The organism is Caulobacter sp. GW821-FHT10F06, assembly GCF_058809215.1.
In genome coordinates, this window is the sequence record NZ_JBXASK010000007.1 from 214,878 (window position 1) to 229,077 (window position 14,200).

The 14,200-nt window shown below is 69.1% G+C and carries 12 protein-coding genes and 1 tRNA gene; 4 read left to right on the forward strand and 9 right to left on the reverse strand.

Going from position 1 to position 14,200, the window contains the following annotated elements; all coding sequences use genetic code 11:
* Positions 1-76: 76 nt before the first annotated feature.
* From AC1RUS_RS16925 to AC1RUS_RS16940, 4 genes are read right to left on the reverse strand one after another with little or no spacing between them, the layout of a single operon-like run.
* Positions 77-1,627 (reverse strand): alpha-N-arabinofuranosidase, encoded by a 1,551-nt coding sequence (locus AC1RUS_RS16925; RefSeq protein WP_492917764.1) that lies wholly within the window; start codon positions 1,625-1,627, stop codon positions 77-79.
* Positions 1,624-3,066 (reverse strand): rhamnogalacturonidase, encoded by a 1,443-nt coding sequence (locus AC1RUS_RS16930; protein ID WP_492917765.1) that lies wholly within the window; start codon positions 3,064-3,066, stop codon positions 1,624-1,626. Before AC1RUS_RS16930 ends, AC1RUS_RS16925 begins: the two co-directional genes overlap by 4 nt.
* On the reverse strand, positions 3,063-3,992 hold the full coding sequence (locus AC1RUS_RS16935) for an alpha/beta hydrolase (RefSeq protein WP_492917766.1): 930 nt from the start codon (positions 3,990-3,992) through the stop codon (positions 3,063-3,065). The genes AC1RUS_RS16930 and AC1RUS_RS16935 overlap by 4 nt, the downstream gene beginning before the upstream one ends.
* 40 nt (positions 3,993-4,032) lie before the next feature.
* On the reverse strand, positions 4,033-5,316 hold the full coding sequence (locus AC1RUS_RS16940; protein ID WP_492917767.1) for a rhamnogalacturonan acetylesterase: 1,284 nt from the start codon (positions 5,314-5,316) through the stop codon (positions 4,033-4,035).
* Between the two features lie 225 nt (positions 5,317-5,541).
* On the opposite strand from AC1RUS_RS16940, the gene AC1RUS_RS16945 reads away from it, so the two are divergent.
* A complete protein-coding gene (locus tag AC1RUS_RS16945) occupies positions 5,542-6,462 on the forward strand; it encodes a Gfo/Idh/MocA family protein (protein ID WP_492917866.1) in 921 nt (306 codons plus the stop codon).
* Positions 6,463-6,589: 127 nt separating this feature from the next.
* On the opposite strand, the gene AC1RUS_RS16950 is transcribed toward AC1RUS_RS16945, so the two are convergent.
* From AC1RUS_RS16950 to AC1RUS_RS16960, 3 genes are all read right to left on the reverse strand, one after another.
* On the reverse strand, positions 6,590-8,188 hold the full coding sequence (locus AC1RUS_RS16950) for a fatty acid--CoA ligase (RefSeq protein WP_492917768.1): 1,599 nt from the start codon (positions 8,186-8,188) through the stop codon (positions 6,590-6,592).
* Between the two features lie 237 nt (positions 8,189-8,425).
* On the reverse strand, positions 8,426-9,259 hold the full coding sequence (locus AC1RUS_RS16955) for a copper resistance protein B (RefSeq protein WP_492917769.1): 834 nt from the start codon (positions 9,257-9,259) through the stop codon (positions 8,426-8,428).
* Entirely contained in the window at positions 9,256-10,944 is a 1,689-nt protein-coding gene (locus tag AC1RUS_RS16960) for a copper resistance system multicopper oxidase (protein ID WP_492917771.1), read from the reverse strand. Before AC1RUS_RS16960 ends, AC1RUS_RS16955 begins: the two co-directional genes overlap by 4 nt.
* Before the next feature lie 81 nt (positions 10,945-11,025).
* On the opposite strand from AC1RUS_RS16960, the gene ybaK reads away from it, so the two are divergent.
* From ybaK to AC1RUS_RS16975, 3 genes are all read left to right on the forward strand, one after another.
* Positions 11,026-11,499: a Cys-tRNA(Pro) deacylase gene (ybaK, locus tag AC1RUS_RS16965; protein WP_492917772.1), complete on the forward strand. Its 474-nt coding sequence runs from the start codon at positions 11,026-11,028 to the stop codon at positions 11,497-11,499.
* A gap of 45 nt (positions 11,500-11,544) precedes the next feature.
* Positions 11,545-11,621 (forward strand) — tRNA-Met (locus AC1RUS_RS16970).
* A gap of 109 nt (positions 11,622-11,730) precedes the next feature.
* The gene (locus tag AC1RUS_RS16975; RefSeq protein ID WP_492917774.1) at positions 11,731-12,072 is read left to right on the forward strand and encodes a PilZ domain-containing protein; all 342 of its coding nucleotides are present in this window, start codon (positions 11,731-11,733) and stop codon (positions 12,070-12,072) included.
* Between the two features lie 2 nt (positions 12,073-12,074).
* Here the strand turns inward: AC1RUS_RS16975 and hutC are convergent, their stop codons facing one another.
* The gene (hutC, locus tag AC1RUS_RS16980) at positions 12,075-12,785 is read right to left on the reverse strand and encodes a histidine utilization transcriptional repressor HutC (protein ID WP_492917775.1); all 711 of its coding nucleotides are present in this window, start codon (positions 12,783-12,785) and stop codon (positions 12,075-12,077) included.
* A complete protein-coding gene (locus AC1RUS_RS16985) occupies positions 12,782-14,164 on the reverse strand; it encodes a formimidoylglutamate deiminase (RefSeq protein WP_492917776.1) in 1,383 nt (460 codons plus the stop codon). Before AC1RUS_RS16985 ends, hutC begins: the two co-directional genes overlap by 4 nt.
* Positions 14,165-14,200 lie beyond the last annotated feature (36 nt).

The following is a 14,200-nucleotide window of genomic DNA, read 5'->3' on the forward strand; positions in this document are numbered from 1 at the left end:
TCATCGATAGGTCCCCACCAGTCGATACCCGCCGGCCGGGGATGCGTTACTTTCCCCGGCTGGCCACCCCTCTCCCCTACTTCAGATCCAGCACCACCACCGACTTCGCCGGCAGGGTCACGGTCAGTCCGCCCTGGGCCAGCTTGGCTCCGGTGAAGGCCGCCGGCTTGACCTGGTCGGGCTTGTCGAAGGTGTTGACGGTGTTCATGGCCGGAGCCGTCAGCACCGTGCCCGACACCGTCTTGGCCGACAGCCCCGCCAGTTCGGCCGTCAGGGTCACCGGCTTGTTGGGATCCAGATTGACCAGCGCCACGTGGGTGACGCCCGCCGCGTCGACCGCCGCCGAAGCCGTCACGCCCGGCAGGCTCTTGCCGCCGAACGTGTAGCTGGGCGCGCTCACCTGGATCGGCAGCGAGGTGGCGTCCTGGAACGGGCGGTACATCAGGTAGGCGTAGTAGGTCGGGGTGCGGACCATCTTCTCCTTGTCGGTCAGGATCATCGCCTGGAGCACGTTGATCATCTGGGCGATGTTGGTCATCCGCACCCGGTCGGCGTGCTGATGGAAGATGTTCAGGTTGATGGCCGCCACCAAGGCGTCGCGCAGGCTGTTCTGCTGGTAGAGGAAGCCGGTGTTGGTGCCCGGCTCGACGTCGTACCAGGTGCCCCATTCGTCGACGAGCAGGCCGACCCGCTTCTTGGGATCGTACTTGTCCATGATCGCCGCGTGCTTGGTGACCATCTCCTCCATCTTCAAGGTGTTGGCCAGGGTCGAGAACCACTGGTCCTCGCCGAACTGGGTGGCGTTGCCCTTCTTGTCCCACTTGCCCGTGGGCAGGGTGTAGTAGTGCAGGCTGATGCCATCCATATTCTTGGCCGCCGTCGACATCAGGACCTCGGTCCAGTTGTAGTCCTCGGCGTTGGCCCCGCTGGCGATCTTCTTGGCGCGGCGCTCCTTGGGCGTCTTGATGAAGCTGGCGTACTGCTTGAAGAGGTCGGAGTAGTACTCCGGCCGCATTCCGCCGCCGCACCCCCAGGTCTCGTTGCCGACCGCGAACCAGTCGACCTTCCAGGGCTTGTCGCGGCCGTTCTTGCGACGCTCCTGGGCCAGGGTCGAGCCGCTGTCGGAGGTCATGTACTCGATCCAGTCGGCGCTTTCCTGCGGCGTGCCTGTGCCGACATTGCCGTTCACATAGGTCTGCGCGCCGATCATCTCGGCGAAGTCCATGAATTCGTGGGTGCCGAAGGCGTTGTCCTCGTCGACCCCGCCCCAATTGGTGTTGACCCGCACGGGCCGCTTGTCGCGCGGGCCGATGCCCTCGCGCCAGTGGTACTCGTCGGCGAAGCAGCCGCCGGGCCAGCGGATCAACGGCACCTTCAGCTCCTTGAGCGCGGCGGTGACGTCGTTGCGATAGCCCTTGGTGTTGGGGATCTTGCTGTCCTCGCCCACCCAGACGCCCTCATAGACGCCGCGTCCCAGGTGCTCGGCGAACTGGCCGTAGATGTTGCGGTCGATCTTGGCGCCGGGCTGGTCGGCGTGGAGCACGAAGCTCTGGGCCAAGGCCGGGCCGCTCAGGGCGATGGCGGCGACCAGGCCGGAGGTCGCAACGAGCAGACGACGAAGGATCATGGAAAGTCTCCGGTCAGGGATTGCACATGCTCCAGCCGCGTGGCGGGCCGGGCGTCGGGGGTCAGGGTTGCGAAGGTCAGGCCGGCGACGCGCAGGCCGCTCACATGGCGCGCCCACAGCCCGAAGGCCGGGGTGACGCCGAACATGCTGGGCTCGGGATAGGCGTCGGCCAGGTCGGCCGGCCGCCGCGCGGCGTCCGCCGCCGTCCCGCCGCCGCGATAGGTCAGGCGGATGTTTTCCAAGGTCGCGTCCTGGATCGGATGGCCCGGCAGACCGGCGACGATGGCCGCGAAGTCGGAGCGGACGTCGGTGGCCTCGACGTCGCGGATCGTGATCCGGCGCATGGCGCCCACGCCGGTTCCCGGCGGTCCGCGCCGACGGTCGCCGATGCGCAGAAAGATCGGAGCCGTGGTCACCTCGTTCAACGTAAGGCGCTCGGCGACGACATCTTCCATCACCCCGCCGTCCACGACCTCCAGCGCCAGGCCGCGCGAGCGTTCGAAGCGGCAGTCGGCGATGCGGATGTTCCGGAAGCCGCCGCTGCTCTCGGTGCCCAGCTTGATGCGGCCGGTGACCCAGTCCTGGTCCGGCGCGAGCTGCTGGGTGCGGCCCAGGGTCCCGTCCAGCAGCGTGCCCAGATCGTAGCCGCTGACCTGGCAGGCGACGATCTCGACATCCTGCGTGAACACCGGCTCGCCAAGAGCCAGGGAGCTCTTCAGCACGATGGCGTCGTCATTGGGCGTGTTGACCCGGCAGCCGGCGATGCGCACGCCCTGGCAGCAGTCGATGTCGATCCCGTCGCGGTCGGTGTCGATCGTCAGGCCCTCGATCGTCAGGTCGCGACAACCGGTGGCCAGGATCGCGAAGTGGCCGCCCTTCAAGACGGTGATATCGCGCAGGGTCACGCGCCGGCCGTTTTTCAAACCGATAGCCTTGTTGCCCTGCCCGACCATGGCGGCGCGCTCGGGGACCAGCACGGCCATCTCTTCGGCCGACAGGTCCTTCATGCTCAGCGGAAACTCGCCGGACTGCGCGATCCAGCGCGAGCCGGGGCCTTCGCGCGTCAGGCCCGCGCCGTCGATCATGCCCGGGCCGTCGATGACCACATCCTCGATTCCGTCGCCCCAGATCAGGCTGTTGCGCCAGTGGCTGTGGCCGAAGTCCTGGTAGAGGTCGTGCGGGTTGGGCTCGGGCGGGTCATAGGCGCCGGCGTGGCGCGCGGGGTCGGCCGCCACGATGACCGCGCCGTCCGCCAGGCGCAGATGCACATGGCTGGCCAGCCGGATCGAAAAGCATAGATAGCGTCCCGCCGGGACCGTGACGCGCCCGCCTCCAGCCTGGGCCGCGGCTTGGATCGCCGCGTTGAGCGCATCGGAATCCAACGCCACGCCGTCGCCCGACGCGCCGAAGGTCCGGACGTCGAACGCGGCCTGGGTCACGCGTAGAGGCCGTGGCGCTTCAGGAAGGCGCTGAGCATCTCGGGCCAGGGCATCGGGCCGGCGTTGGGGCTGGTCAGGCCAAAGCCATGGCCGCCCTTTTCGAACAGATGCAGCTCGGTCGGCACGCCCTTGGCGCGCAGGGCCTGGAACATCAGCAACGCGTTATCCACAGGCACCACCTTGTCGTCGATGGCGGCGGCGATGAAGGTCGGCGGCGTGTCGGCGGGCAGGTTCAGCTCGGCCGAGATCGCCTGGCGCTGGGCGTCGGTGGGGTTGGGTCCCAGCAGCTCCTTCAGCGATACGCCGTGGGCGAAGGGTTTCGTACCGGTGATCACCGGATAGAAAAGGCCGGCCGCCATGGGGCGGGTCGGCAGGGCGTCGATGGCGTCGACCGGCGCGTAGGCCGAGGTCGCAAAGCGCGTGGCCAGACGCGCGGCGACGTGGCCGCCGGCCGAGAAGCCCACCGTGCCGACGCGCGCCGGGTCCAGACCCAGCTCGCCGGCCCGGCTGCGGATGATCTTCATGGCGCGCTGGGCGTCCTGCAGAGCCACGTCCGGTCCCGCCGCCCAGCCGTCGGCCGGCAGGCGGTAGGTCATGACGAAGGCGGTGATCCCCTGCTCGGCGATCCAGGCGTCGATCGCTCCGCCGGCCTTGCTGACCGCCACCCGCTTGTAGCCGCCCCCCGGAATCATCAGCAGGGCCGCGCCGTTGGGCTTGGCCGGTCGACGCATCATCAGCACCGGTTTGGTGATGTTGAGGAAGGCCGTGTCGTTGGGATCGCCGCCGGGCGTGCGCAGGATGGTCTGCTCGGTGACCGTGACCTTCTCACCGCCGGGCGCGGGGCCTGGCCACAGGTCTTGGATCTCCAGCCCCCGCGCCTGGGCCAGTTTGGGCGTCAGCGCCGCCATGCCGCCCAGGGCCAGCAACGCGCGCCTATCAAGCTTGAGGGGGTCGAAGTGGGGAAGATCAGTTGCCACGGGGCGCCACCGAGCTATGGGCCAGGCTTTCGGGCAGGAAAAAGGCGTCCGGCGGCGTGGGCCTGGCGGGATCGAAAGGGGTCACGTCGGCGGCCAGCAGGCCGGCCAGCGGCAGGGTCGAGGTCCGGATCGCCTCGACCACGCAACGGGCCAGCTGATAGCCGCCGTAGTTGTTGTGATGGGTGGCGTCCTTGCCGCCGTCGTTGAACGCCTTCCAAGCCTGGTCGGGACCCAGGGCCTCGTAGAGCGTCGCGCTCATCGCGTTCAGGTCGATCAGCGGCGTCCCGGTCTCGCGGGCCACCGCCCGCACCGCTTCGGGATAGTCGCCATGGGTGTTCACGACCTTGCCGGCCGCGTCGAACTTGCGCCGGTGCATCGAGGTGACCAGCACCGGAGTCGCCCCGCGCCGCCGGGCCTCGCCGATATAGACCTTGAGATAGTCGCGATAGGTGGTGGCGGCCTCGACATAGGTCTGGGGCCAGTTGGCCTTCTGGTCGTTGTGGCCGAACTGGATGAACAGGTAGTCGCCCGGCTTCATCGCCAGCAGCAGCTTGTCCAGCCGGCGCTCGACCAGGAAGGCCTTCAGGGTCTCGCCGGACTCGGCGTGGTTGGCGACCGCGACGCCGGGACCGAAGAAACGCGGCAGCATCTGGCCCCAGCCGGCGGCGGGTTCGTAAGCCTGGTCGGTGACGGTGGAGTCGCCCGCCAGGAACACCGTCGGCACGGTCACGGGCTCGATCCGCAGCCGCGCCAGGCGCGGAGCCGGGCCGCAGAACTCCAGGGTCAGCTTGTCGTCCCAGTCGTAGGTCCCGATCTCGCGCGGGTTCAGCTGCACACGGACCGCGCCCGGCGCATTGGCCGGCGGCGCCGTCATGGCGGGATGGCGGACATTGACCACGAAGGTGCGCGAGGCGAACTGGCCTTTCCTGGTGACCACGCGCTCGACCATCAGCCGACGGGACTCGGCCTTGATGGTCACGTCGCCGGCCGCCTTGGCGTCGCCCAGCTCGACGGTGACGCGGTAGTTTCCCTCGGGCGCCGCCACCGAGAACAGGAAGGCCGGTGAGGTCTCGCTACCGGCCGGCCTGGGCTCGAAGCCGAACCCGGTCTCGGCGGAATAGACCTGACCGGGCGCGACGGCGAGATGATCGGCGGCGGGCTTGCCGGGACCGAAGTCGAAAGCCCAGCGGACGGGCTCTGCGGCTTGGGCGACAGGGGCGACGGCGGGGATCATGGCCAGACCCATGACGAGGCTCCGCCGATCGATGTCCATTCGCGCTTCCCCACCATCGTCGCTCCGGTTCGGCCGGACAATTTCGGACGCGCTTGGCCGCGCCCCTATATACTCATACAATTACCAAGACCGCGCGCGCCTCGCAAGCGAGTTTCACAATTCGGAACAAACTCCCACTTTGTGGGCGATGCGAAAGCGCTTTACCGCGACCATTTGTAGTATAATACGGCCAGCATAACCGTTCGGGGACGAAACAGCGTGAGCATCATCAGGGTCGGCATCGTCGGCGTCGGCAAGATCGCCCGGGACCAGCACATCCCCGCCATCGCGGCCGATCCGGGCCTGGAGCTGGTCGCCGTGGCCAGCCGCAGCAAGCCCGACGTCGGTGTCCCGGCTTTCGAGTCGCTGGAAGAGATGCTGGCCGACGGTCCCGAACTGGACGCCTTGGCCCTGTGCACCCCGCCCCAGGCCCGCTGGTCGACCGCCGTCGCGGCCCTGAACGCCGGCAAGCACGTGTTCCTGGAAAAGCCGCCCGGCGCCACCGTCGGCGAGGTCGCGGACCTGTCGGCCCTGGCGGCGCGCAAGGGCGTGACCCTGTTCGCCAGCTGGCATTCACGCTTCGCCGCAGGCGTGCCGACCGCCAAGGCCTGGCTGGCCGAACGCAAGATCACCAGCGTCGACATCCAGTGGCGCGAGGACGTGCGCAGGTGGCACCCCGGCCAGACTTGGATCTGGGAAGCCGGCGGCCTGGGCGTCTTCGATCCCGGCATCAACGCCCTGTCGATCCTGACCGAGATCATGCCGCGCGAGGTGTTCGTCACCGGCGCGACGCTGCAGGTGCCCGAGAACGTCCAATCGCCGGTCGCCGCCCACATCGCCATGACCGACATCGCCGAGACGAAGATCACCGCCGACTTCGACTTCCTGCAGACCGGTCCGCAGACCTGGGACATCACGGTGACGGCGGCCGACGGCGTGCTGAAACTGTCCAGCGGCGGGGCGCAGATCGAGATCGACGGCGCGCCGGTGGTGCAGGCCCACGACGCGGAATATCCGGGTCTCTACAAGCGGTTCGGCGAGCTGGTGCGGGCCGGGAAGTCGGAGGCCGACGTGCGCCCGCTGGCGCTGGTGGCCGATGCGTTCCTGGTCGGGACGCGGGAGTTGGTCGAGGCGTTTATCGAGTAACGGTCCGGGAGGACCCCCTCAGTCGCTCCGCGACAGCTCCCCCAAAGGGGGAGCATCTGCTTTCTTAGATCCTCCCCCTTTGGGGGAGGTGGCCCGGAGGGCCCGAGGGGGGGCCTCCCCCGACCTCTCAGTTCACCTGCCGCTCCCGGCCCTCCCAGTACGGCGCCCTCAACTCCCGCCGCAGGATCTTGCCCGACGCGTTCCTCGGCAGGGCGTCGATGAAATCCACGCTCTTGGGCGCCTTGAACCCCGCGATCCGGGTCCGCGCGAAGGCGATGATGTCGTCGGGATCGGCGACCGCCCCCGGCTTCAGCGCCACCACGGCCTTGACCGCCTCGCCCCACTTCTCGTCCGGCACGCCGATCACCGCCACCTCGGCCACGGCGGGATGGCCGTAGACGGCGCTCTCGACCTCGGCGGGATAGATGTTCTCGCCGCCCGAGATGATCATGTCCTTCACCCGATCGTGGATGAACAGATAGCCGTCCTCGTCGAGATAGCCGGCGTCGCCGGTGCGCAGCCAGCCGTCGGTGTCGATGGTCTTGGCGGTGGCCTCGTCCAGCTTCCAGTAGCCGGCCATGTTCGAGGGCGAGCGGGTGGCGATCTCGCCGACCGTGTTGGGCGGCAGGCTGTTTCCCGCCTCGTCGATGACCTTCAGCTCGACGCCGGGCAGCGGCAGGCCAGCCGAGCGCATGCGGGCGTTGCCGGCCGGGTCGTGGTCCTCGGGCGGCAGATAGACGATGGTGCCGGTGGTCTCGGTCATGCCGTACTGCTGGCAGAAGCCGCAGCCGAAGATCTCGATGCACTCGCGCAGCAGGTCCAGCGGGATGGGCGCGGCGCCATAGAGGATGTGGCTCATCCGCGAATAGTCGACCTCGCGGGCGCGCGGCTGGCGCACCACGATCTGCAGGGCCGCCGGCACCATGAACATCTTCGAGACGCGGTCGTGCTCGATGAAGTCCAGCACCTTGAAGGGGTCGAACTCGCGCGCCACCACGCCCTTGGCGCCGTTCAACAGGCCCACCAGACCCCAGCCGCTGCCGCCGATGTGGGCGACGGGCATGGCCACCAGGCTGACGTCGTCGGGGCCCCACTGGTTCCAGGCCATGGGCTCCTCGGCCGAGCGGCGGCGCAGGCTCAGCAGGTTGTCGTGGGTCAGCATCGCGCCCTTGGGCCGACCCGTGGTGCCCGAGGTGTAGAGCTGGATGGCGATGCCCGAGGTGGCGATCGGCAGCTTGGGATCGGCGTCGGCTTGCGCGTCGCGCCAGGCCTCGAAGGTCTGGTGGTCCCCCGCCCCGTCCGGCTCCATGGCGATCACCTGCGGCCGCCAGCTGAGCTCGGCGGCCACCGTCTCGATGTGGGCGATCAGTTCGGGGCCGACGAAGACGATCTTGGCGTCGCTGTCGGTGACGATATAGGCCATCTCGGGCGGGGCTAGACGCCAGCCGATCGGCGCGGTGACCACCCCGGCCTTGGCCGCCCCGAACAGCAGCTCGAAATAGAGGTCGCTGTTCTTGCCGACATAAGCGACCCGGTCACCGGTCTTAAGGCCCGCCGCGATCAGGGCGTTGGCGACGCGATTAGTCTTGCGGTCGAAGTCGGCGAAGCTGGTGTCGCGCCCCTCGAAGCTCAGCGCTACGGCGTCGGGCCTGGCTCGTCCGTGATAGCGGGCGACGTCGCCCAGGGTCGGCATCTGGTCGAAGTCGATGGCGGCGGCGGTCGTCATGCTACTCCCTCTCTCGCGCGACCCCGGCGCGGGCCGTGTCTCCCGCTGCGCGTAGGTCAAACGGATGTTGGGGCGTCCTTCCGCAAACGTAAAGGCGTGCCGTCGGGGCAAGCGGGCCATTAAATTTGTCATCCCGGGCGAAGCGCGAAGCGCGCCGAGCCGGGACCGCCGGAAGCTCCGAGCCTGTTGCGGTCCCGGCTCTCCGCTACGCTGCGGCCGGGATGACAGGACTGGTGGTTAGAACCAGGCGCGGATCCCGAACACGGCGCGCGTCTCCCCCGTGCGCTCGCTGGCCGCGCGGAGACGGTCGGCCTCATCCCCGAACGTCCGATGGCGCAGCACGCCGAGATAGGGCGCGAACTCGCGGCGGATTTCGTAGCGGAGGCGCAGGCCGAACTCGGCCTCGCTCCCGGCGTCGGCGAGATGGGTCTCGACCTTGGTCTGCAGGATCAGCCGCGTGGTCAGGCGCAGGTCGTGGGCGGCCTCCACGCGAGCCGACAGGTCGCCGCGATCCGACAGGAAGGCCGTGGCCTTGGTCTCGATCCAGTAAGGCGCGACGCCCTCAACGCCCAGCGCGGCATAGGTTCTGCCCTTGGGTTCTAGATCAGCGCGGACACCGGCCTGGAGATCGAAATAAGGACCGATCGGCTTGGCGTAGAGGCCTTGCAGCTCGGCGCTCTCCCAGCTCTCACCGTCGACATGCTCGCCCCGCGCCTTGACCACCCACTTGGACGTGTCGTCGCCGAACCAGGCCTCGGCCTCGAAGGCGGCGGTGTCGGTGCCCTCGCCCGACCGCAGCTCGGCGTTGTCGACCAGGATCTGGCTGTAGGTTCCGCCGCCGTGCTCCGCTTGAAGGGTCGCGCGGGCTCCGGCCATCTGGGCGGGGCTGTAGAAGCGCTCGGCGGCGTGGTCGGTCGGGATCGGCGGTGGCCCACTGGCGCGCGCCATCTTCGACATGTCGTGACCGGCGTGCGGATCGGTCGCCTGCTGAGCCGGCGCGGCCGGCGGCTGAGCCATCTGGTGGTGCTCGTGCTGGACCAGGGCCAGCGCCATGAGCAGGGCCGCGCTCACGCCGGGACTCCGTCCAGCGGCCGCACGGTGACGACGTTGAACATGCCCGCGTGCATGTGCATCAGCAGGTGGCAGTGGAAGGCCCAGTCGCCGGGCTCGTCCGCCGTCAGGTCGAAGGCCACCCGGCCGCCGGGCGCGACATTGACCGTGTGCTTGCGCGGGTTGCGGCCGTCATGGCCGTTCACGACCTCGAAGAAGTGGCCGTGCAGATGGATCGGGTGGGCCATCATCGAGTCGTTGACCAGCACCACCCGCACCCGCTCGTCGCGCTGGAAGGCGATGGGCTTTTTCAATGGCCCGAAGGCCTCGCCGTCGAACGCCCACATGAAGCGCTCCATGTTGCCGGTCAGGTGGATCTCGACCGTGCGGCCGGGCGGACGCGGGTCGGGATTGGGCTCAAGCGAGACCAGGTCGGCATAGGTCAGCACCTTGTGGCCGACATCCTCCAGCCCCTGGGGCGGATCGTCCAGACGGTCGGCGGGCATCGGCGCGATGGTCTGGACGCCGGGGCCCATCTTCACGGTCGGCGGCGCATTGGCCGGATCACGCATGGCCATGCTCATGCCGCCCATGTCGTGGCCGGCATGGGCGCCCATGTCCATGCCCATGTCCTTCATGGTCGCGAGCGGCCGCGCGCGAAGGGCCGGGGCCGGGGCGCTCATGCCCGGACGCGGGGCCAGGGTGGCGCGGGCCAGGCCCGAGCGGTCGGCGGCCTCCGCCACCAGCGTGAACGCCCTATCCTCGGTCGGCTGGACGATGACGTCATAGATCTCGGCCGGGGCGATCTGGAATTCCTCGACGCTCACCGGCTGGAGGTTCTGGCCGTCGGTGGCCACCACGCTCATCGCCAGGCCCGGAATGCGGACGTTGAAGATCGTCATGCCGCCGGCGTTGACGAAGCGCAGCCGCACCCGCTCGCCCGGCTTGAACAGCCCGGTCCAGTTGTCGCCCGGCCCGTGGCCGTTGATCAGGAACGTGTAGGCCGAGCCCGTGACGTCGAGGATGTCGGTCGGGTCCATCCGCATCTTCGACCATTCCAGGCGGTCCTTCAGCGACTGGTCCTTGCCGGCCAGCAGGCCGGCCACCGTCTGCTTCTGGTCGTTGAAATAGCCGGCCTGGGCCTTCAGCTTCCGCATCATCACGTGCGGGTGCATGACGCTGTAGTCCGACAGCACCACCACATGCTCGCGGTCATAGGCGACCGGATCGGGCGTCGCGGGTTCGATGACGATGGGGCCGTACACCCCCTCCTGCTCCTGCATGCCCGAGTGGCTGTGGTACCAGTAGGTCCCCGACTGGCGGACCTTGAACTCGTAGACGAAGGTCTCGCCCGGCTTGATGCCCGGGAAGCTGACGCCCGGCACGCCGTCGAACTGGAACGGCACCAGCAGGCCATGCCAGTGGATCGACGTGTCCTCGGAGAGAGCGTTGGTCACCGACAGTCGGACGTGCTGGCCTTCCTTCAGACGGATCAGCGGGCCCGGCACCGTACCGTTCACCGCCACCGCGTGGCCGGGCTTGCCGTCGATGGTGACCGAGGCATGGCCGATGGTCAGGGCGATGTCCTCGCCGCTCAGGACGTCTTGCACCTTGCCGGTCGCCGCCTGCGCCCAGGCCGGCAGCAAGGCGCCCAGGCCCAGGGTCGCGGCCGCTGAAAGCATCTGTCGGCGGTCAACGGCCTGCATCGCGGTCAATCTCCGAAAGGACCACGAACAGTCACGCGCCCTGGCTCCACACCCTGCGACACTTGGGATATCACCTGCGTCATGTCCAGAAGCACCCCCGCGACAATCGCCCTGGCCAAGGCCGGGGTCGCCTTCGAGCTCCGCACTTACGACTACGATCCGGGCTCCGAGCGGGTCGGACTGCAGGCGGCCGAAGCCTTGGGTGAAGATCCGGCCTGCGTCCTGAAGACGCTGGTGGTGCTGCTGGACGGCAAGCCGGCCTGCGTGGTCCTGCCCTCGGACAAGGAGGTCAGCATGAAGAAGCTGGCCGCGGCCCTCGGCGGCAAGTCGGCGGCGATGATGCCCGTGCCCGACGCCGAGCGGATCACCGGCTACAAGGTCGGCGGGGTCAGCCCGTTCGGCCAGAAGAAGCGGATGCCGACGGCGGTCGAGGAAGCCGCCTTGGCCGAGGCGTATGTGTATGTGAACGGAGGACAGCGCGGCCTGCAGATGCGCTTGGCGCCGGCGGACCTCGTTGCGGCCCTGGGCGCGAAAACCGCGTCCATCATCGCTTGAAATTCCGCGCGGTTCTCGCCTATAAGCCCGCTCCCGTCCTGGTGAGGCTGGGTAGCTCAGATGGTTAGAGCGGTGGATTCATAACCCACAGGTCGGCGGTTCGATCCCGCCCCCCGCCACCAGGACGGATTTCCTAGAAAGCTTGGCTTTAGCGCCGCTCTGATCGAGTGGGACAACGCGCCGCAACCTGGGCGCTAATTTCGATTAACGATCCGCGCCTAGCGTGGGGTCATGATGTCGAACCTCGATTCCAGCGCCCAAGGCGCCGACCGTCGAAGCCATCCGCGCTACAGCGACGACAGCCCGGTCTATGTCGGCGACGGCGCCATCGCTAGAAAGTGCCGCCTGATCGACGTGTCGGAAGGCGGCGCCCGCATCGCCGTGGGCCGGGGCGTGACGCTGCCGCCCGAGGTGGTGCTGGTCGATCCGCGCACCGGGCTAAGCCATCGCGCCACCCTGGTCTGGCAGAGCGAGACACAGGCGGGCGTGCGCTTCATCAAGGAAGGCGTGCGCTATCGCGTGCTGACCGCCCAGGACCTCGCCCCGGACCGCCGGCAGCGCCCGCGTCACTGATTTCAGGTCCCCGGACCGAACCGCGCCACCAAATCATAGGCCTCGCCGGGGAAGACCTGGCGGACTCGCGTGACGTGCTCGCCGCCGCGCCAGGTGCGGCGGTCGACGACCAGGCAGGCCGCGCCTTCGTCCAGGTCCAGCAGGCCCGCCACGCCGGCGTCGGCGTTGACGGCGCTGATGCGGCTTTCGGCCTCGGTCCAGGCCACATGTTCCAGCAGCCAGGCGCCGGGCGGGGTGGCTGACAGATCGGCGGTCGCGGCGTCGGGCGCGGCTTTCAGGCTGATCAGGCGGCGCTCGAGCGCGAAAGGCCGGCCGGCCGCGTCGTGGACGCCTTCCAGCTCCAGCAGCTTGCCGCCGCTGGCCAGTTCGACCTCTTCAGCCACGGCACGGTCGGCGGCGCGGACGCGACTGGACAGCAGGCGAAAGGCGTAGGCGTCGCCGCGCGCCAGGATCGCCGACTGGATGTCGGGGATGTTCAGCACCGGCGCATGGACCTTGGGCCTCGCCACGAACGAGCCGGCCCGCTTGCGGCGCACGATCAGCCCGGCCTCGACCAGGGCGGCCATCGCCTTGCTGACCGTCATGCGGGCGCAGCCGTACTGGGCCATCAGCTCGGTCTCGAACGGCACGCGGTGGCCGGGGGGCCATTCGCCCGAGCGGATGCGGGCCTCGATGTCGCCGCGGATGCGCTGATGCAGGGGACCTGAGGTCACGCCAGCAGGCCCCGCAGGGTCTGGCGATAGCGCTCGGCCACCGTCTCGCGGGCGTGGTGGCGGCCGCCTTCGACCAGCTGCCGGCCGTGCCGCCAGACGGTGTCGATCGCGCCATGGCGGCCGGCGAAGACCAGGCTGTCGATCAACGTGTCGCCCGAGCGGCCGACCAGCGAGGGGTGGCTCATGTCCAGCGTCACGAAATCGGCCGCCGCGCCGCGACGCAGGCCGCCTCGACCCGCGCCCAAGGCCTGATGTCCGCCAGCCACGGCCCCGCGCCACAGCTCGCCGCCGGTCGAACGCCTGGGGCCGCCCGCCAGCACGTTGCGCGCCCGGCGGGTCAGGCGCTGGGCGTATTCCAGCATCCGGATCTCTTCGGCCGCGTCGATCAGGATGTTGGAGTCGGCGCCGATCCCGAACGCTCCGCCGGCGGCCAGATAGTCGGTGGCCGGAAAGACGCCGTCGCCCAGATTGGCCTCGGTCACCGGACACAGACCCGCCACGGCGCCGCTGCGGGCCAGGCGCTCGGTCTCCATGGCGTTGATGTGGGTGGCGTGGATCAGGCACCAGCGCTTGTCGACCTCGGCGTGGTTCATCAGCCAACGGACGGGGCGCTGGCCGGTGGCGGCCAGGCAGTCGTCGACCTCCTTGGTCTGTTCGGCCACGTGCATGTGGATCGGACCGCCGGCGGCCAGGGGCAGGATGGCGTCCAGCTCCTCGGGCGTGACCGCGCGCAGGCTGTGGGGCGCGACGCCAACCACCGCCTCGGGCAGGCCCGAGACGATCTGGCGGCAGGCCTCCACCAGCCGCGCATAGCCGTCGACATCGTGGATGAAGCGCTTCTGGCCGTCCGTGGGCGGCGCGCCGCCGAAATTGGAATGGGCGTAGAACACCGGCAGCAGGGTCAGGCCGACGCCGGTCTCCTCGGCGGCGGCGGCGATCCGCGCGGCCAGCTCGGCGGGATCGTCATAGGGTGCGCCGGAGGGGGTGTGATGCAGGTAGTGGAACTCGCCCACACGGGTGAAGCCGCTCTCGAGCATCTCGATCTGGCCCATGGCCGCGATGGCCTGCACGTCGTCAGGACCCAGGCGCTCGAGGAAGCGGTACATCACCTCGCGCCAAGTCCAGAAGTTGTCGCCCGTCTCGCCCCGCGCTTCGGCAAGACCGGCCATGGCCCGCTGAAAGGCGTGACTGTGGACATTGCCCAGGCCCGGCAGCGCCGGACCCAGACGGACGGCGTCGCCGGCCGCCACGTCGGTGTCGATCCGGGCGATCCGGCCGTCGGTGATCGTCAGCTTCACGCCGCGCGCCCAGCCGTCGGCCAGCAGCGCGCTCTCGCACCACACCACGGTCGACGCTTCGGGATTCTGCGTGTCGGTCACTGGACAAGCCTCATGGTTCGCAAATATGTCTATACA

Excerpts from the sequence above, each read along its gene's own strand:
- AC1RUS_RS16925 (WP_492917764.1), bottom strand. The coding sequence starts at position 1,627 with ATGATCCTTCGTCGTCTGCTCGTTGCGACCTCCGGCCTGGTCGCCGCC.
- AC1RUS_RS16940 (WP_492917767.1), bottom strand. The coding sequence starts at position 5,316 with ATGGACATCGATCGGCGGAGCCTCGTCATGGGTCTGGCCATGATCCCC.
- AC1RUS_RS16950 (WP_492917768.1), bottom strand. The coding sequence starts at position 8,188 with ATGACGACCGCCGCCGCCATCGACTTCGACCAGATGCCGACCCTGGGC.
- AC1RUS_RS16960 (WP_492917771.1), bottom strand. The coding sequence starts at position 10,944 with ATGCAGGCCGTTGACCGCCGACAGATGCTTTCAGCGGCCGCGACCCTG.
- ybaK (WP_492917772.1), top strand. The coding sequence starts at position 11,026 with ATGTCCAGAAGCACCCCCGCGACAATCGCCCTGGCCAAGGCCGGGGTC.
- AC1RUS_RS16975 (WP_492917774.1), top strand. The coding sequence starts at position 11,731 with ATGATGTCGAACCTCGATTCCAGCGCCCAAGGCGCCGACCGTCGAAGC.